The sequence below is a fragment of the Streptomyces sp. NBC_01429 genome (assembly GCF_036231945.1).
Lineage (GTDB): Bacteria > Actinomycetota > Actinomycetes > Streptomycetales > Streptomycetaceae > Streptomyces.
The window spans coordinates 4,658,446-4,675,895 of sequence record NZ_CP109599.1 but is presented as its reverse complement, the minus strand read 5'-3'; the positions used below and the strand labels follow the sequence as shown (position 1 = coordinate 4,675,895).

The following is a 17,450-nucleotide window of genomic DNA, read 5'->3' as shown; positions in this document are numbered from 1 at the left end:
GTCAACGCTAGGGGCGTGCCACCTGCGGAGGCATGGGGCACGGACCGCATAGACTTGCCTAATACTCTCAGTGGATACGGAGCCGGGAGTGGCAGGGAGCGGGGAACGGGGATTGGGGAACGGGGAGCATTCCATGCTGGACGATCTCGCGGCGGCCATCGCCCGGCACAGCGACGGCCTGTGGTCCGATACCGCGGTGCCGCGCCTCACAGTGGTCGCGCTCGACGAGCTCGTCGCGCCCGTCGACATCGTCTACGAGCCGATGATCTGCTTCATAGCCGACGGAGCCAAACGCGGCGTCGCCGGCGACCGGCAGTGGGTGACCGGACGCGGCCAGATGTTCCTCAACTCGCTCGTCCTGCCGGTCACCGCCGTCTTCGAGCGGGTGCCGTACCGCGCCGCGGTGCTGCGGCTCGACAGCGGGATGCTCGCCGATCTGCTGGTCGAGCTGGACGACGCGGAGCCCCCCACGTCGCCCACCGCCGGTGAGCAGATCTCCGCCCCCATACCCCCGCAACTCGTCGACGCGGTCACCCGCTGGGTGCGGCTGCTCGACACTCCGGACGACATACGCGCGCTGGCGGCCCGCACCGAGAGCGAGATCCTCTACCGGCTGCTCAGCGGCCCGCTCGGCGCGGCGCTGCGCCAGTTCACCCTGTCCGGTTCGAGCGCGGCCCGGGTGCGCGCGGCGGCCGCGTGGATCTCGGCGCACTACACCGAGCCGCTCAGCATCGACGCGCTCGCGGCCATGGCGCACCTGAGCCCGGCCACCCTGCACCGCCGCTTCAAGGCCGCCACCGGGATGAGCCCCCTGCGCTTCCAGAAGCAGCTGCGGCTCCAGGAGGCACGTCGACGGCTGGTCACGGGCGACACCACGGCGGCGCTCACCGCGGAAGCGGTCGGGTACGTGAGCGCGACGCAGTTCAACCGGGAGTACCGGCGCGCGTACGGCCTCCCGCCCGCCCAGGACGCTGCCCGCCTGCGCGACCGGCTGACAAACGACCGGCGGACGAGCGAACGGCGGGGCGGCTAGGGCGTGTTTCGAAAGTCCCGCCTGGCTCGCGACGCCTGGCACGCACGCTCGCTGCGTTGTCGGAGTCGTCCAAGTACGTCCAGTACGAGGACGATCCTCCGCCTTGCGATCGCACGCACCAGACGCCGCGAGCCCCGCCCTACGGGCGGACGGCGCTACTTTCGAAACACGCCCTAGGCCCTGTCCGACAAGATCGCCCGGACCGGACAGGGCCCGGGCCTCTCGGCGCGAGAGGCCCCAGCCATCAGCGCTTCCCTGCCACGCCCAGGTGGGTGACGGCGAAGCCGTGGTCGTACTTGAGGCCCGCCTTTATCGCGCGGTCGAGTCCGATGTGGAACAGGCCGATGGCGCCCGCCACGGTCAGCGCGGCGATGTGCCAACCGAGGCCGGCGGCGAGCAGGGCCAGCGGCAGCGGCGCCGAGTGCGCGAGGTTGTAGATCCAGGCGCCAGCCTTCGGGCCCGCGAGATAGCCGAGCATGAACAGGTCGGGGGCCAGGAACAGCGCCGGGACCAGCCACCAGGGCTGCCCGGTGGCGGCGAAGACGGCGAGGCCGGCGGCGGCGGTGGCCAGCGCCTCGACCCGCAGCCAGGCCAGCGGCCGGCCGGTGACCACGCCGGGGGTCTCAGCGGGAGTCTCGGCGGGGGTCTCGGCGGCGGGACCGGTGGCAGGGGCGGTGGCGGAGCCGGCAGCGGTGTCGGTTGTCGAGTCGATGGTGGTCATGTCGGTCGGTCCTCCCGGAGGTGAGAGCGGCCCGAGGAAGAACGGACGGCCACTCAAAGAGAGAGCACTGCTCTCTTACAGGAGCGATAGTCTCCAGGATCAGCGCTCACTGTCAAGAGCAGTGCTCTCGCCCACGTGGCGATGATCACGGGAACTTCGTACGGGACAGGTCAGGCCAGGACGGGGAAGGAGAGGGGACGGTGACGGGGACGGGGACGGGGACGGGGCAGGTCAGGACGGCTCGTTCGACCCCGGGGTACGGGCGCGCCGCGCCGTGAGGCCCACCTCGCGGGCGAGACCCGCACAGGCGTGGACGAAGAACTCTTCCCGGGTCCGGACCTCGATGACCCTCTCCAGTTGCCCGAACACCTCGAACCCGATGAGGCCGAACAGCTGCGCCCACGCGGCCACCAGGGAGGTGGTGTTGGCGGCGGGCAGCCCCGGAGCCAGCTCGGCCGCGAGCCGATCGCCGTCGGACCGCACCTCGGACGGCGGCTCACCGGCCGGCGGCGGGGCCAGCTCACCCGCGGCGTGGGCGTCGGAGGCGATCCGGAGCAGGATCCGGGCCAGGCGCGAGGCGTGGGCGACGGTGTCCTGCGGGGCCGCGTAACCGGGCACGGGAGATCCGTAGATCAGCGCGTACTCGTGCGGATATGCCAGCGCCCAGGCGCGGGCCGCCCGGCACACCGCGATCCACCGGTCGGTGGGGGCGGCGTCCGGGGCGGCGGCGCGCAGGGCCTTCTCGGCGTGCCGGCCCAGCTCGTCGTAGGCGTCGATGATGAGCGCGGTCAGGAGTTCGTCGCGGCTCGGGAAGTACCGGTAGACGGCGGACGACACCATGCCGAGTTCGCGCGCCACCGCTCGCACCGACAGCTGAGCCGCCCCGGTGGCGGCGAGCTGACGTCGCGCCTCGTCCTTGATGCTCGCCGTGATCTCGCTCCGGGCCCGCTCCCTGGCCCCCTTGATCGCTCCCATGCGCTCAGCATGCCACCGGCCGGAGCACCGATCAACGGCGAGAACAGTGCTCCAAGGCCCCGACTCGGGGTCCGGGGTCCGGCGTCAGACATCAGGCGTCAGGTGTCTGGCGTCAGGTGTCACGCGTCAGGTGTCCGCGCGGTCGGGCGGGCGGGCGCCTCCTCACCGCAGCAGTTCGGAGACCTCGGAGAACTGGGCCGCGGACAGGGGGCCGAGCTGGAGGGCCGTCGCGTTCTCCTCGGCCTGGGCGACGCTGCGGAAACCGGGGATCGGCACCGTCCGCGGACTGCGCGCCCACAGCCAGGCGAGGGCGCCCTGTGCGAGCGTGCGGCCGTCGGCGGTGAGCACCTCCCGTACGGCATCGACGCGCGCCTCCCACTCCGGCGCGGGCACGCCGCCTTCGTCGAACCAGTTCAGCCACGCGGGCGGCAGCGAACGGATGTCGCCCGCCGCGCCACGGCCGGAGGATCCCCGCTTGCCGGTGAGCAGGCCCATGGCGAGCGGGCTGCGCACGATGGACGCGAGTCCGCGCCGCTCACAGAGCGCCAGCATCCCGGGCGCGTCCGTCAGCACATTGCACGCGTGCTGGACGCCCGCGCAGTGCTCGCCCCGGGCGAAGAACGCCGCCCGCTCGGGGTCGTCGGTGCTCCAGGCGTACGCGCGGATGAGTCCTTCCCGTACGAACTCGTCGCAGACCGCGCGCAGTTCATCCGCGTCGGCCAACGACGCGTCGCCCAGATGCAGTTGGTACACGTCGATCCAGTCAGTACCCAGCCGCCGCAACGACGCGACCAGCGCCCGGCGCGCGTACGCGGCCGTCGCGTCCGCACCGGTCCGCGTGCGCGTCTCCTCGTCGAAGACGTTGCCCCACTTCGTGGCGATGACCACCTCGTCCCGCCGGCCGGCGAGCGCCCGCCCCAGCACCCGCTCGCTGCGGCCGGTGCCGTACACGTCCGCCGTGTCGAAGAAGGTGACCCCCAACTCCATCGCCCGCCGGATCGCCGCGACGGACTCCCCGTCGTCGACCGTGCCCCACCCGAGGGGGTTTCCGTCGGTGTCCTGCCACTCACCGCCGATGGCCCAGCACCCGAACCCCAGCGCACTGACCTGGATCTCGCTGTCTCCCAGCGTCCTGTTCTCCATGCCTGAGGACAGTACGAGTTGGAGTGCACACGACGGCAAGGCCGCCGAGCGGCACCGGACGCGGGAGGGGAGAGAGGGCAAGGAGGACGAGGCCGGAAGGCCCCCGGGGGCGTCGCCGGCGACCGGAACTTCACACTCGGCAGGGAGAACCTGGGCATCCCCTTCGGCTCGTTCGGCTGCTTCGGCGCGTCCAACTCGGCCCGGTGGGTGCTGTCGGCCTGCACCGTGACGATCGGAACGCCATGGGGCGCGACCGCGTGCGCTCCACGGGCCATGCCACACACGAGAGCGATTCACTCCGTGAGGCTCCCGCTTTCCAGCGGAACCACTCCGCGTTCCCACCTGCGACAACCACCAGAACGCGGAGCGGCTGATCCTCGCGGCCAGTTCCCTCGTCAGCCGTGGGCGCTGGAGAAAGCCCGACCTCGGCTCGTACGGAACGCGAGAGCGCGAGCGACCGTTTTGTTCAAGACCAGGCCGGCAGCCGCTTCGTACCGTCGTGGTCATGGAAACAACTGCTTCGGCCCCGCCCCTTGCCTCGGCCCTGGCCTCGCGCCACATCAGCACGCATATCGATCGCCCCGCCAAGGAGGTCTACGACTACGCGTCGGACCCGTCCAACCTGCCGGAGTGGGCGCATGGGCTGGGGAACCCCGTCGAAAAGGCCGGTGAGCAATGGATCGCGGAGTCGTCACCTCTCGGGCGGGTCGTGGTTGCCTTCGCCCCGGAGAACGAGTTCGGAGTGCTCGATCACGATGTGACCCTGCCTTCGGGCGAGATCATCTACAACCCGGTGCGTGTGATCACTGAGGGCGCCGGATGCGAGGTGGTATTCACGCTTCGCCGACAGCCCGGGATGAGCAACGAGGAATTCGAACGCGACGCGGACGCGGTATCCGCCGACCTGGCCGCGCTCAAGCGGGTGGCGGAGCGGGCGTAGCCCGAGAACAGCGGTCACGCGCTCCGAACGCCGTCCTCGGCTGCGGCCAGGACCAGGAAGGTCTGCCACTGCGCACGGGCGAAGCCAAGGGACGGTCGGCTGTGGTTCTTGCTGTCGCGTACGGCACAGCCGCCGTTGGCGGTCGGGGCTATTTCGACGCAGTTGTTGTTCTGGCCCGAGTACGAGGACTTCCGGTACGGGCCTACAACATCAGAGGTCACGATGCTTCTTCCTTGCTGCTCCGCAGTACACGCCGGATGAGCCGGGCGCTCGCATCCGGTGACAGAGCTTCCGATCGTAGTTGGTCGAACGCACTGGCGTAAGCCGTCAAATCGTCTGTTGCCTCAAGGACCGATGCACCCCGCAGGTTGTCAATGGCGACAGCTTCCACGTTGGGCTGGCTGTCGAAAGAGAACGAGGAGAACGGGTAGGTGATGCCCGCCGCAACTCCCGCAGACAGCGGAAGGATCTGGATCGATACGTTGCTCCGCTTGCCAACGCCGAGAAGATGCTCCAGTTGCCCCCGATGGACATCGTCAGGAACGAGCGGGAGCGCCACAACGGGTTCCCAGACAATGACCGCGTAACTGGTGCCGCCCTCCTCGATCTTCGCCTGCCGCCCCTCACGCACCTTGACGAACTGGGCCACGACGTCCGGCGGAATGCGGTTCGGACCGACCCTGGACGTCTGCTCTGCGTAAGCCGGCGTCTGCAAGAGGCCAGGAACCAATACCGTCTGCCACTCCCGGATGAACGTCGCGTCATCCTCCAGCGAGATGTGGTCGCGGTAACCGTCCGACAGTTCTGGGAAGTTGAGCCACCAGCCCCGGTGGCCGGAGTTCTTCGCCAGCCACACCAGGTGGTCGCGCTCCGTCTCGTCCGTGATGCCGTACCGGTCCAGCAGGAGCAGCACTTCCGCGGGCCTGGCCGTGGTGATGCCGTCCTCCATGCGGCTGATCTTGGAGCGCGATCCATGGATGAACTGCGCCGCCTGCGCTTGATCGAACCCGGCACCGACCCTGTGCCGCTGCATCTTGCGGCCGAATCGCCTGCTGCGCACAGTCGGCTTTCCACCTGCGGGCATCTCGTTGCCTCCCTCTCAGTTCGGCCCAAGTCTGCCTCCCCGGAGGCCGCTTGGTGGCCCGTCACACGATCGAGCTAATCATGCACGTGTGCACAAGATGCAGTTGTGGAAGTTATCAATCCCACCCTAGTCTCGGCAACGCGCCGCCGCCATCCAGCCACACGGCGCAACTCCAACCACGCGCCAGCTGGGGGTCCAGCCATGCCCACCACCCTTTCCGCGGAGCCGCTTCGCGCCACCTTCCGCATTCCGAAACGCAAGAAGCACGTGCCGGCCGTGCGGGCCCGGGTCAGGGAGACCCTGGCCGCGTGGGGGCTCGAACGGCTCGTCCCGGACGTCGAGTTGGTGTCGTCCGAGCTGGTCACCAACGCTGTCGTCCACTGCCGGGTGAGCTTCGCCGAGGTCGAGGTGACGCTGCACGTGGACTGGGGCGAGCTGGTGTTGGAGGTCTCCGATCCCGACCGTGCGAGGCTGCCGCAGCTCGGCCAGTACTGCCCCGAGGGCGACGAGGAGGGCGGGCGGGGACTGTTGCTGGTCGCCGCGCTGTCCGAGTCCTGGGGGTGCCGGGAGCTGAAGTTCGGGAAGTGCGTGTGGGCACGGTTCCGCGCGGACCGGGACACTGCTGAGGACTCGACGTGAGGGAGTGGAGGTGGCTGCGCCGCACCCTCGGGTGGCGGCGGCACCGGTGGCGTACGGATGCGCCCGAGCCCGTGCGCGTACCCGTAACTCCCCTCCCGACGGCGCCCGCACCTACGACACCGGAGATGTGGGACGCGCTTCTGACACTCGCCCGGCATCACCGCGCTGAGCGGCGCCGGGGCCGGGGCCGGGGAGAGCGGTGGCGTACATGGAAGGGCTGACCATCGGGATGGTGGTGTACGACCGGACGTTCGACATGCCCGGCCAGATCACCAGCTTCGCCGGAGAGCGGGTCTGCCTGGAGCGTCCCACCGGATTCGCCTGGGTGGCCCGGCTGAGCGCCGTACGACTCGCAACGCCGTGGGAGCGGCGCCAACTCGCTGCCATCGGCAGGCTCCACGGCCGCCAGCGCCACTCCACGTTTCCCGCGTCGCGCTTCGGCGTCTGCGGGAACTGCCACGGCAACCGGCTGCTCCGCGCCTTGCGCGGCGGGCGGATCGCGATCATCGCGTGCCGCTTCTGCCGGGCCACGGGACGGAGCGGTGGCGCCGGGGGCGGGGGCGGGGGCGGGGGCGGAGCCAGGCCGTAGCCGTGTCCCCGTTGCCCCGCCTCCGGACACTGGGATGCCCTGAACGCAGGTGCGTTGCAGGCAGGTTCACTTCCGCCTTCGCGGGGAGCACGGGATGACAGCCCCGGACGACAGACCCCGAACCGGTTCACCCCCGCCCGCGCGGGGAGCACGGGCGGCAGGTGTCGGCGCACTATGCGGCCGCCGGTTCACCCCCGCCCACGCGGGGAGCACGCCCCACACCCACTCCCACCCCCGCGCAAGCTCAGTCGTCCTCCCCCTCCAACTCCCCCTCCGTCTCCAGGAACACCTTCCGCAGCGCGTCCAGCACCCCCGGGTCCGGCTTCTCCCACATTCCGCGCGACTCCGCCTCCAGCAGCCGTTCCGCGATGCCGTGCAGGGCCCACGGGTTGGCCTCCTGGAGGAAGGCGCGGTTCTCCGGGTCCAGGACGTACGTCTCGGTGAGCTTGTCGTACATCCAGTCCGCGACCACGCCCGTCGTCGCGTCGTAGCCGAAGAGGTAGTCGACCGTCGCCGCCAGCTCGAACGCGCCCTTGTAGCCGTGGCGGCGCATCGCCTCGATCCACCTCGGGTTGACCACGCGGGCGCGGAAGACGCGGGAGGTCTCCTCGACCAGGGTGCGGGTGCGGACCGTTTCCGGGCGGGTGGAGTCGCCGATGTACGCCTCCGGGGCTGTGCCCTTCAGGGCGCGGACCGTCGCGACCATGCCGCCGTGGTACTGGAAGTAGTCGTCGGAGTCCGCGATGTCGTGCTCGCGCGTGTCCGTGTTCTTCGCGGCGACGGCGATGCGCTTGTACGCGGTCTCCATCTCCTCGCGCGCCGGGCGGCCCTCCAGTTCGCGGCCGTACGCGTAGCCGCCCCACACCGTGTAGACCTCGGCGAGGTCCGCGTCCGTGCGCCAGTCGCGGCTGTCGATGAGCTGGAGGATGCCCGCGCCGTACGTGCCGGGGCGGGAGCCGAAGATGCGGGTCGTGGCGCGGCGTTCGTCGCCGTGTTCGGCCAGGTCGGCCTGCGCGTGGGCCCGTACGTGGTTGGACTCGGCGGGCTCGTCCAGCCCGGCGACCAGCCGTACCGCGTCGTCCAGCAGCCCGATGGCGTGCGGGAACGCGTCCCGGAAGAAGCCGCTGATGCGCAGGGTGACATCGATACGGGGGCGGTCGAGTTCCGTCAGGGGGATCGGTTCCAGGCCCGTCACCCGCCTCGACGCGTCGTCCCACACCGGGCGCACGCCCAGCAGCGCCAGCGCCTCCGCGATGTCGTCGCCGGACGTGCGCATCGCGCTCGTACCCCACAGGGAGAGCCCGACGGAGGTCGGCCAGTCGCCGTTGTCCGTGCGGTAGCGGGTCAGGAGCGAGTCGGCGAGGGCCTGGCCGGTCTCCCAGGCGAGCCGGCTCGGCACGGCCTTGGGGTCGACGGAGTAGAAGTTGCGGCCGGTCGGCAGGACGTTGACCAGGCCGCGCAGCGGCGAGCCCGACGGGCCCGCCTGGACGAAGCCGCCGTTCAACGCGTGCACGACGTTGTCGATCTCGTCCGTGGTGGCCTCCAGGCGCGGAACGACCTCCTCCGCCGCGAACTCCAGGATCGCCGCGACCTGTTCGGAATGGCCCGACGTCACGCCCGCAGCGACACCCGGCACCGCCGCCGGGTCCCACCGCGCGTCCTCCATCGCCTGGACCAGCGCGCGGGCCGTGGCCTCCACCGCGTCCGCGTCCGCACGACCCGGCGCCGACTCGTCCAGGCCCAGCGCCTCGCGCAGGCCCGGCAGGGACGTCGTACCGCCCCAGATCTGCCGGGCGCGCAGGATCGCCAGCACCAGATTGACCCGCGCCTCGCCCTCCGGCGCGCCGCCCAGCACATGCAGCCCGTCGCGGATCTGCGCGTCCTTGACCTCGCACAGCCAGCCGTCGACGTGGAGCAGGAAGTCGTCGAACCCGTCGTCGTCGGGCCGGTCCTCAAGACCCAGGTCGTGATCGAGCTTGGCCGCCTGGATCAGCGTCCAGATCTGGGCGCGGATCGCGGGCAGCTTGGCCGGGTCCATCGAGGAGATCGCCGCGTACTCGTCGAGGAGCTGCTCCAGGCGCGCGATGTCGCCGTACGACTCGGCGCGCGCCATCGGCGGTACGAGGTGATCCACCAGCGTGGCGTGGACGCGCCGCTTCGCCTGCGTACCCTCGCCCGGGTCGTTGACCAGGAACGGGTAGATCAGCGGCAGGTCGCCCAGCGCCGCGTCGGGCGCGCAGGCGGCCGACAGGCCCGCGTTCTTGCCGGGCAGCCACTCCAGGTTGCCGTGCTTGCCCAGGTGGATCATGGCGTCGGCGCCGAAGCCGCCGTCGTCGGCGGGGGCCTGGATCCAGCGGTAGGCGGCCAGGTAGTGGTGCGAGGGCGGCAGATCGGGGTCGTGGTAGATCGCGATCGGGTTCTCGCCGAAGCCGCGCGGCGGCTGGATGAGGATCAGCAGATTGCCGCGCCGCAGGGCGGCCAGGACGATGTCGCCGTCCGGGTCACCGCCGTTCCCGACCCGGCTGCGGTCCAGGAACATCTCGCCCGGCGGCGGCCCCCAGTGCCGCTCGACGGACTCGCGCAGCTCGGCGGGGAGCTTCTCGTACCAGCGCCGGTAGTCGGCGGCCGGGATACGGACCGGGTTACGGGCGAGCTGCTCCTCGGTGAGCCACTCCTGATCGTGGCCGCCGGCCTCGATCAGGGCGTAGATCAGCTCGTCGCCGTCGCCGGACTCCAGGCCGGGGACCTCTTCCGTACCGAAGTCGTAGCCCTGGCCGCGCAGTTCGCGCAGCAGCTCGACGGCGCTGGCGGGGGTGTCGAGGCCGACGGCGTTGCCGATGCGGGAGTGCTTGGTGGGGTACGCGGAGAGGACGAGCGCGATGCGCTTGTCGGCGTTCACGATGTACGAGAGCCTCGCGTGGCGTACGGCGATCCCGGCGACGCGCGCGGCCCGCTCGGGGTCGGCCACGTAGACCGGCAGCCCTTCGGGGTCCAGCTCCTTGAAGGAGAACGGGACGGTGATCAGCCGGCCGTCGAACTCCGGCACGGCGACCTGCGACGCCGCGTCCAGCGGCGAGAGCCCCTCGTCGCTCTCCTCCCACGCGGCGCGGCTGGAGGTCAGGCACAGCGCCTGGAGAATCGGTACGTCCAGCGCGGCGAGCGCGCCCGCGTCCCACGCCTCGTCGTCCCCGCCCGCCGACGCCTCGGCCGGCTTGGTGCCACCGGCGGCCAGCACGGTGGTGACGATGGCGTCGACCCCGCCCAGCGCCTCCAGCAGCTCGGGCTCGGGGGAACGCAGCGACGACACGAAGATCGGAACGGCGCGGCCGTTCGCCGCCTCGATGGCGTCGCACAGGACGTCCACGAAGGCGGTGTTCCCGCTGAGGTGGTGGGCGCGGTAGTAGAGCACCGCGACGAGCGGCCGGTCCCGCTCGGCGAGCGGCCCGGCGGGGAAGGCGGAGCGCCGCTCCATCCGGCCCCAGGTGGGCGAAGCGGCGGGTGGCTCGAAGCCGTGGCCGGTCAGCAGGACGGTGTCGGCGAGGAACCGCGCGAGCTGTTCGAGGTTGGCGGGGCCGCCGTGCGCGAGATAGCCGTGGGCCTCGGCGGCGATCCCGATGGGAACGGTCGACGCCTCCATCAGCTGCGCGTCCGGGGCCTGCTCGCCGGTGAGGACGACGACGGGCCTGGGGCCCGCGAGAAGCTGGTCGATCCCGTCCTGCCAGGCGCGCAGCCCGCCCAGGAGCCGTACGACGACGAGGTCGACGCCCTCCAGCAGCGCGGGCAGCTCGTCGAGCGCGAGCCGGGCGGGGTTGGCGTACCGGTACGGGACCGGGCCGCCCGCCGCGCGGGCGCTGAGCAGATCGGTGTCGGACGTCGACAGGAGCAGAAGCATGCGGCGTCTGGCCTTCCTCGGGGTCCGCGCCCCGGGCGGGGTGAGTGGACGGCGGGAGTTCCTGACTCGTCCGGCGTCGTGACGTGTCGCGCCGCGCTACGGCTGCGCGCGTCGCCACGTCGCCGGGCTCACAGTGGCGGGACCGCGCCGGGTTCGCACCGGGCTTCCTCCCCAAGACGCCGTCGCTGGCGATGGCGGCGGGCCGTGGAACCCGCCGTCTGCATAGTAAGTGCTGAGGTCACGGGCGGGGAGGGCGCCTGTCGTGGACAGCGGAACGGCAGGTGGGACGCGAGGGCTACGTGGGTATGCTCGCGGCCATGCCGCCCACCCCGCCAACACCCGCGAACCGGGACGAAGCCCCTGCGCGGGCCGTCGTCGCGGCTCCTGTACGTGTCGAGACCGCTGTACGTGAAGCGGCCGCTCCCGTACGCGAGGCCATGACCCCGGTACGTGCGGCCGCAGCGCCCGTGCGCGAGCGCGGGGACGCCTGCCCGGGGGCGCTGCGGCTGCACGCGGCGGACGACGGCCGGCTGGCCCGACTGCGGCTGCCCGCCGGACATCTGACGTACCGTCAGGCCCAGACCCTGGCGACGGCGGCGGAGCGGCTGGGCGACGGCCATCTGGACATCACCTCCCGGGGGAACGTCCAGCTGCGGGGGCTGGACGCGAGCTGCGGCGGCGAGCTGGCGGAGCTGCTGCACGGGGCGGGCCTGCTGCCCTCGCAGGAGCACGAGCGGGTACGGAACATCGTGGCGTCGCCGCTGTCGGGGCTCGACGAAGTCCCCCCGGCGGACGTCTTCTTGTGGGCCCGGGAGCTGGACGCTCTGCTGTGCGCGAGCCCGGCGGCGACCGCCCTCTCGGGCCGTTTCCTGTTCGCGCTGGACGACGGCCGGGGCGATGTCGCTTCCCTCGGCGCGGATGTGACGTTGCTCGCACGACGGGACGGCACGGCGACCGTTCATATCGGCACAAATCACCTGGGGCTCCCGGTCGCCGCCGAAGACGCCCCGCGCGCCGCGCTGCTGGCGGCGGAGACGTTCCTCACGGTGGCGGCGGCGAGCGGCTCGGGCGCGTGGCGGGTGGCGGAGCTGCCCGCCGAGCAGGGCCGGGCACTGCCGGGGGCGGTGGCGGCGCGGCTGGCGGAGGCGGGGATCGCGGCGGAGGCGGGGTACGGGCCGGGGACGGGGATCGCGGCGAAGGCGGGGTACGGGCCGGAGGGCGCGTATGTCCGCGCCGAGCCCCCGGCCCCCGGTCTCGTCCACTCCCCCGACGGGACGGCGGCGGTGTCGGTGTACCCGCCGCTGGGACGGCTGAGCATGGCGCAGTGGCGACATCTGCTTTGTAAGAGCAGCGCACGGCACGAGATACGGCTGACCCCCTGGCGCGGCGTGATCGTCCCCGGCCTGGAACCGGCCGCCGCCGCCGGCCTCCTCGACCGGCTCCGTACCGCCGGGCTGATCACCACCCCCGACTCCCTCTGGAACGGAGTCGGCGCCTGCACGGGACGGCCCGGGTGCGCGAAGGCGCTGGCCGACGTACGGTCCGATGCGGCGGAGGCGCTGCGGGGAGTGAGCCGCGACGCGCTCCCCGTGTACTGGTCGGGATGCGCGCGGCGCTGCGGCCATCCGCAGGGCGACCACGTGAACGTGATCGCGACGGCAGGGGGCGACTACACCGTGTCCGTCACAGGGCCCGTATCCGCACCCGCACTCGCACCCGCCCCCGTATCCGCACCCATACCCGTACCCGTATCCGCGTCGGAACTCGCCGCGACAGTGGCGACCGCACGCACACCCAGAGCGACAGCGACAACAGCGAAACCGACAGCGACAGCTGTAGTGACGAGATGAGCGAGACCGGAGTGTCCACAGTGTTCGACTACGAGAAGGACGGCGCGGAGATATACCGCCAGTCCTTCGCCACGATCCGCGCCGAGGCGGACCTCGCCGGGCTGCCCGCCGACGTCTCCCAGGTCGCGGTGCGGATGATCCACGCCTGCGGCATGGTCGACCTCGTGCGCGATCTCGCCTTCACGCCCACCGTGGTGGCCCGCGCCCGCGAGGCCCTGCGCGCGGGCGCGCCGATCCTGTGCGACGTCTCGATGGTCGCCAGCGGAGTCACGCGCAAGCGGCTGCCGGCCGGCAACGACGTCGTGTGCACCCTCTCCGACCCCGCCGTCCCCGCGCTCGCCGCCGAACTGGGCACCACGCGCAGCGCCGCCGCCATGGAGCTGTGGCGGGACCGGCTGGAGGGCTCGGTCGTGGCCGTCGGCAACGCGCCGACCTCCCTCTTCCGGCTGCTGGAGATGATCGAGGCCGGCGCCCCGCGCCCGGCGGCCGTCATCGGCGTACCGGTCGGCTTCATCGGCGCGGCCGAGTCCAAGGACGCGCTGGCCGCGCACCCCTCGGGGCTGGAACACCTGGTCGTACGGGGGCGGCGCGGCGGCAGCGCCATCGCGGCGGCGGCCATCAACGCGATCGCGAGTGAAGTGGAATGACCGAGAACAGCAACAGCGCCAACGAGTCCGGCGGCCCGGGACGCCTGGACGCCGACGAGTCCGGCGAGGGACTCCCCGCAGGACTCCCCGTGGGCCGCCTGTACGGGGTCGGCCTCGGCCCCGGCGACCCGTCCCTGATGACCGTACGGGCCGTCCAGGTCATCGCCGAGGCCGAAGTGATCGCGTACCACAGCGCGCGCCACGGCCGTTCCATCGCGCGTTCCATAGCGGCGGAACATCTGCGCGCTGACCACATCGAGGAACCGCTGGTCTATCCGGTCACCACCGGCACCACCGACCACCCCGGCGGCTACCAGGGCGCGATGGACGAGTTCTACGCCGAGTCCGCCGCCCGGCTCGCCGCGCATCTCGACGCCGGGCGCACGGTCGCGGTGCTCGCCGAGGGCGATCCGCTCTTCTACGGCTCGTACATGCACATGCACAAGCGGCTGGCCGACCGCTATCCGACCGAGGTCATCCCCGGTGTGACGTCGGTGAGCGCCGCCGCCGCGCGGCTCGGCACCCCGCTGGTCGAGGGCGAGGAGGTGCTGACGGTCCTGCCCGGCACGCTGCCCGAGGAGGAGCTGACGGCCCGGCTGGCATCGGCGGACTCGGCCGTCGTGATGAAGCTCGGCCGGACGTTCCCGGCCGTGCGGCGGGCGATCGAGCGGGCGGGCCGGCTGGCGGACGCGCGGTACGTGGAGCGGGCCACGATGAGCGGCGAGCGTACGGGTGCGCTGGCCGACACGGATCCGGAGTCGGTGCCGTACTTCTCGGTGGCGGTGCTGCCGAGCCGGGTGGACGCGAAGCCCTCGGCCTCCTCCCCTTCCTCCCCTTCCTCGGCTTCCTCGGCTTCCTCGGCCGCTTCGGTTGCTTCGGTTGCTTCGGTCGGCGAGGTCGTGGTCGTGGGGACGGGCCCGGCGGGTCCGCTGTGGCTGACGCCCGAGACGCGCGGCGCGCTGGCCGCTGCCCAGGACCTGGTGGGCTACACCACCTATCTGGACCGTGTTCCGGTCCGTCCCGGCCAGGAGCGGCACGGATCCGACAACAAGGTGGAGTCGGAGCGCGCCGAGTTCGCCCTCGACCTGGCCCGGCGCGGCCGGCGCGTGGCCGTCGTCTCGGGCGGCGACCCGGGAGTCTTCGCCATGGCCACGGCCGTGCTGGAGGTGGCGTCGGCCGATCCGTACCGGGCGATCCCCGTACGGGTGCTCCCGGGCGTGACCGCCGCCAACGCGGCGGCGGCGCGGGCCGGAGCCCCGCTGGGCCACGACTACGCCGTGTTCTCGCTCTCCGACCGGCTCAAGCCGTGGGAGGTCATCGCGGAACGGCTGCACGCGGCGGCGGGCGCCGATCTGGTGCTGGCCCTCTACAACCCGGGCTCGGGCAGCCGCACCTGGCAGGTCGGCAAGGCCCGCGAACTGCTGCTGGAGCACCGCGCCCCGGACACCCCGGTGGTCGTCGCACGCGATGTGGGCGGCGCGGGCGAGCGCGTACGGATCGTACGGCTGGCGGACCTGGACCCGGCCGAGGTCGACATGCGGACGATCCTGATCGTCGGCTCCTCGCAGACGGTGACGGTACGGCGTGGCGGCGAGGAGGGCGGCGGCGAAGAGATCGTCTGGACGCCGCGCCGCTACCCGGAGAGCCACGCCCCCGGGGAGCCGCTGCCCGCAGCGCCGCTCACCGCCGAGCCGCCGCTCGCCGCCGGGCTGATCCCCTCCGAGCCGCCCACCGCCGAGCCGCTCACCTCAGAAGTGAGCCACCCCGAGAAGTGAGCTATCCGCAGAAGTGAGTCACCCACTCCACCGCGTCCTCGACGGTCTCCGCGACGGCCACCCCCTCCGGCACGGGCGGCCGTCGCACGACCACGACCGGGACCCCCGCCTCGCGGGCCGCGGTGAGCTTGGGCGCGGTGGCCGCACCGCCGCTGTCCTTCGTCACGACGGCGTCGATGCGATGACGGCGCAGGATCTCGCGCTCGCCGTCGAGGGTGAAGGGCCCTCTGTCCAGCAGGACTTCCGTCCGCGCGGGACAGGGCGGCTCCGGGGCGTCCACGGACCGTACGAGGAACCAGGGGCCGTCGAGGTGCGCGAAGGCGGCCAGCCCCATGCGCCCGGTGGTGAGGAAGACCCTGCGGGCACCGAGTCCGCGCAGCGTCTCGGCGGCCTCGTCCAGGGAGCCGACCGTGCGCCAGTCGTCGCCCGCGACCGGTTCCCAGGAGGGGCGGCGCAGCGCGAGCAGGGGAACACGGGCGGAGGCGGCGGCGAGGGCCGCGTTGTGGCTGATGGTCGCGGCGAAGGGGTGGGTGGCGTCGATGAGCGCGTCCACGCGGTGTTCGCGCAGCCAGCGCGCCAGTCCGTCGGCGCCCCCGAACCCGCCGACGCGCACGTCCCCGGGCGGCGGCACGGGCCGGGCGACGCGCCCGGCGAGGGACGTGGTGACGCGGAACCGGGTACGCCTGTGAAGCGCCTCGGCCAGCCGGCGCGACTCGGTGGTCCCTCCGAGGATCAGCAGGTGGAGCGGCTGTTCACCGGTCTCGGGCACGGTCTCGGGCACGGTCACGGTCACAGGGAGGTCTCTCATGGCTGAAGGGGAACGGGGCACGGGCGGGCAGGCCGCGGGCGAGCGGGTTACGGATGAACGGGTTACGGGCGGACGCGACGCCCAACTCAAGCACACGGGGCTGCGCCACGGCTGGACGACCGGTGCGTGCGCGACGGCCGCGACGACGGCCGCGTACACGGCCCTGCTCACGGCGGAATTCCCCGATCCGGTGACGATCACCCTGCCCAAGGGCCAGACCCCGGCGTTCGCGCTGGCGGCGGAGGAACTCTCCGCCGGGTCCGCGACGGCGGCCGTCGTCAAGGACGCGGGCGACGACCCGGACGTCACCCACGGCGCCCTCATCCGCGTCACCGTCCGCCCGCTGCCGCCGGGCGCGGGCGTCGTCTTCCGCGCGGGCCCCGGCGTGGGTACGGTGACCCGCCCCGGCCTCCCCCTGGACGTCGGCGAACCGGCCATCAACCCCGTACCCCGCGAACTGATGCGCGCCCACGTGGCCCGCGTCGCGGCCCGGCACGGCGGTACGGGCGACGTCGAGATCACCGTCTCCGTCGACCACGGCGAGGAGATCGCCCGCTCCACCTGGAACCCCCGGCTGGGCATCCTCGGCGGACTGTCGATCCTCGGCACGACGGGCGTCGTCGTCCCGTACTCCTGCTCGGCGTGGATCGACTCCATCCGCCGGGGCGTGGACGTGGCACGCGCGGCGGGCCGCACCCATGTGGCGGGCTGCACGGGCTCGACGTCCGAGAAGACGGTCCAGACGGTCCACGACCTCCCCGAGGACGCGCTCCTCGATATGGGCGACTTCGCGGGCGCGGTACTGAAGTACCTCCGCCGCCACCCGGTCGACCGCCTCACCATCTGCGGAGGCTTCGCCAAACTCTCCAAACTGGCGGCCGGCCACCTGGACCTCCACTCGGCCCGCTCCCAGGTCGACAAGGGCTTCCTGGCCGAACTGGCGACGAACGCGGGCGCCGACGCCGCCCTGGCGGCAGAGGTGGCGGCTGCCAACACGGGCCTGGAGGCGCTGCGCCTGTGCGAGTCACAGGCGGTGCGGCTGGGCGACGCGGTGGCGGCGCGCGCGAGGGACGAGGCACTGGCGGTGCTGCGGGGGGCGCCGGTGGAGGTCGACGTGATCTGCATCGACAGGGCGGGGGCGGTGGTGGGACGGGGCTGAGCGGGACGCCCGGTCACACCGCTCCGCCCACGCCGCCCTTCGGCCCCGGCAGCGAGCCCCGCACGCGCGGGGAGCACCACCGCCTGTCGGCCGGAGAGCACCGGTGGACGGGACCATCCCCGCACGCGCGGGGCGCACACTGCCTGGCCTGCGACCCTACGCGCCGCCGTCGCCGCCCACGCCCCGTTGCACCGC

General features: G+C 72.5%; 14 protein-coding genes and 1 pseudogene. 8 read left to right on the top strand and 7 right to left on the bottom strand.

Translation table 11 applies throughout. The features are described from left to right. Positions 1 to 133: 133 nt before the first annotated feature. Positions 134 to 1,033 (top strand): AraC family transcriptional regulator, encoded by a 900-nt coding sequence (locus OG627_RS20465; protein WP_329067166.1) that lies wholly within the window; start codon positions 134 to 136, stop codon positions 1,031 to 1,033. A 244-nt stretch (positions 1,034 to 1,277) separates the two neighbouring features. Here the strand turns inward: OG627_RS20465 and OG627_RS20460 are convergent, their stop codons facing one another. The 3 genes from OG627_RS20460 to OG627_RS20450 all read right to left on the bottom strand — a co-directional run bounded on the left by OG627_RS20460 (position 1,278) and on the right by OG627_RS20450 (position 3,872). Continuing rightward, positions 1,278 to 1,754 carry a DUF4260 domain-containing protein gene (locus OG627_RS20460; RefSeq protein ID WP_329067164.1) on the bottom strand — a complete coding sequence of 159 codons (477 nt, stop codon included), beginning with the start codon at positions 1,752 to 1,754 and terminating at the stop codon, positions 1,278 to 1,280. A 231-nt stretch (positions 1,755 to 1,985) separates the two neighbouring features. After that, positions 1,986 to 2,729 carry a TetR/AcrR family transcriptional regulator gene (locus OG627_RS20455; RefSeq protein WP_329067162.1) on the bottom strand — a complete coding sequence of 248 codons (744 nt, stop codon included), beginning with the start codon at positions 2,727 to 2,729 and terminating at the stop codon, positions 1,986 to 1,988. 162 nt (positions 2,730 to 2,891) lie between these two features. Then, positions 2,892 to 3,872: an aldo/keto reductase gene (locus OG627_RS20450; protein ID WP_329067160.1), complete on the bottom strand. Its 981-nt coding sequence runs from the start codon at positions 3,870 to 3,872 to the stop codon at positions 2,892 to 2,894. A gap of 505 nt (positions 3,873 to 4,377) precedes the next feature. Here OG627_RS20450 and OG627_RS20445 point away from each other — a divergent pair. Continuing rightward, positions 4,378 to 4,812 carry an SRPBCC family protein gene (locus OG627_RS20445; RefSeq protein ID WP_329067157.1) on the top strand — a complete coding sequence of 145 codons (435 nt, stop codon included), beginning with the start codon at positions 4,378 to 4,380 and terminating at the stop codon, positions 4,810 to 4,812. A 14-nt stretch (positions 4,813 to 4,826) separates the two neighbouring features. Here OG627_RS20445 and OG627_RS20440 read toward each other — a convergent pair whose 3' ends face one another. Both OG627_RS20440 and OG627_RS20435 read right to left on the bottom strand, forming a co-directional pair. After that, positions 4,827 to 5,033 (bottom strand): DUF397 domain-containing protein, encoded by a 207-nt coding sequence (locus OG627_RS20440; RefSeq protein WP_329067155.1) that lies wholly within the window; start codon positions 5,031 to 5,033, stop codon positions 4,827 to 4,829. After that, entirely contained in the window at positions 5,030 to 5,896 is an 867-nt protein-coding gene (locus OG627_RS20435; protein ID WP_329067154.1) for a helix-turn-helix domain-containing protein, read from the bottom strand. The genes OG627_RS20440 and OG627_RS20435 overlap by 4 nt, the downstream gene beginning before the upstream one ends. A 201-nt stretch (positions 5,897 to 6,097) precedes the next feature. On the opposite strand from OG627_RS20435, the gene OG627_RS20430 reads away from it, so the two are divergent. After that, positions 6,098 to 6,535, top strand: a complete 438-nt coding sequence (locus OG627_RS20430) for an ATP-binding protein (RefSeq protein ID WP_329067152.1) — start codon at positions 6,098 to 6,100, stop codon at positions 6,533 to 6,535. A gap of 199 nt (positions 6,536 to 6,734) precedes the next feature. Continuing rightward, the gene (locus OG627_RS20425) at positions 6,735 to 7,124 is read left to right on the top strand and encodes a hypothetical protein (protein ID WP_329067150.1); all 390 of its coding nucleotides are present in this window, start codon (positions 6,735 to 6,737) and stop codon (positions 7,122 to 7,124) included. Between the two features lie 244 nt (positions 7,125 to 7,368). On the opposite strand, the gene cobN is transcribed toward OG627_RS20425, so the two are convergent. Beyond that, entirely contained in the window at positions 7,369 to 11,016 is a 3,648-nt protein-coding gene (gene cobN / locus OG627_RS20420) for a cobaltochelatase subunit CobN (protein ID WP_329067147.1), read from the bottom strand. A gap of 437 nt (positions 11,017 to 11,453) precedes the next feature. On the opposite strand from cobN, the gene cobG reads away from it, so the two are divergent. From cobG to OG627_RS20405, 3 genes and pseudogenes are all read left to right on the top strand, one after another. Next, positions 11,454 to 12,866, top strand: a complete 1,413-nt coding sequence (cobG, locus tag OG627_RS20415) for a precorrin-3B synthase (protein WP_329067145.1) — start codon at positions 11,454 to 11,456, stop codon at positions 12,864 to 12,866. After that, on the top strand, positions 12,863 to 13,513 hold the full coding sequence (locus tag OG627_RS20410) for a precorrin-8X methylmutase (protein WP_329067143.1): 651 nt from the start codon (positions 12,863 to 12,865) through the stop codon (positions 13,511 to 13,513). Before cobG ends, OG627_RS20410 begins: the two co-directional genes overlap by 4 nt. A gap of 137 nt (positions 13,514 to 13,650) precedes the next feature. After that, a pseudogene (locus tag OG627_RS20405) lies at positions 13,651 to 15,156 on the top strand (precorrin-2 C(20)-methyltransferase); the annotation flags it as partial. A 133-nt stretch (positions 15,157 to 15,289) separates the two neighbouring features. Here the strand turns inward: OG627_RS20405 and OG627_RS20400 are convergent. After that, positions 15,290 to 16,096: a cobalt-precorrin-6A reductase gene (locus OG627_RS20400; protein ID WP_329067141.1), complete on the bottom strand. Its 807-nt coding sequence runs from the start codon at positions 16,094 to 16,096 to the stop codon at positions 15,290 to 15,292. Here OG627_RS20400 and OG627_RS20395 point away from each other — a divergent pair. Beyond that, complete coding sequence (locus OG627_RS20395) at positions 16,095 to 17,255, top strand: cobalt-precorrin-5B (C(1))-methyltransferase (protein ID WP_329067139.1); 1,161 nt, start codon at positions 16,095 to 16,097, stop codon at positions 17,253 to 17,255. The genes OG627_RS20400 and OG627_RS20395 overlap by 2 nt on opposite strands. Positions 17,256 to 17,450 lie beyond the last annotated feature (195 nt).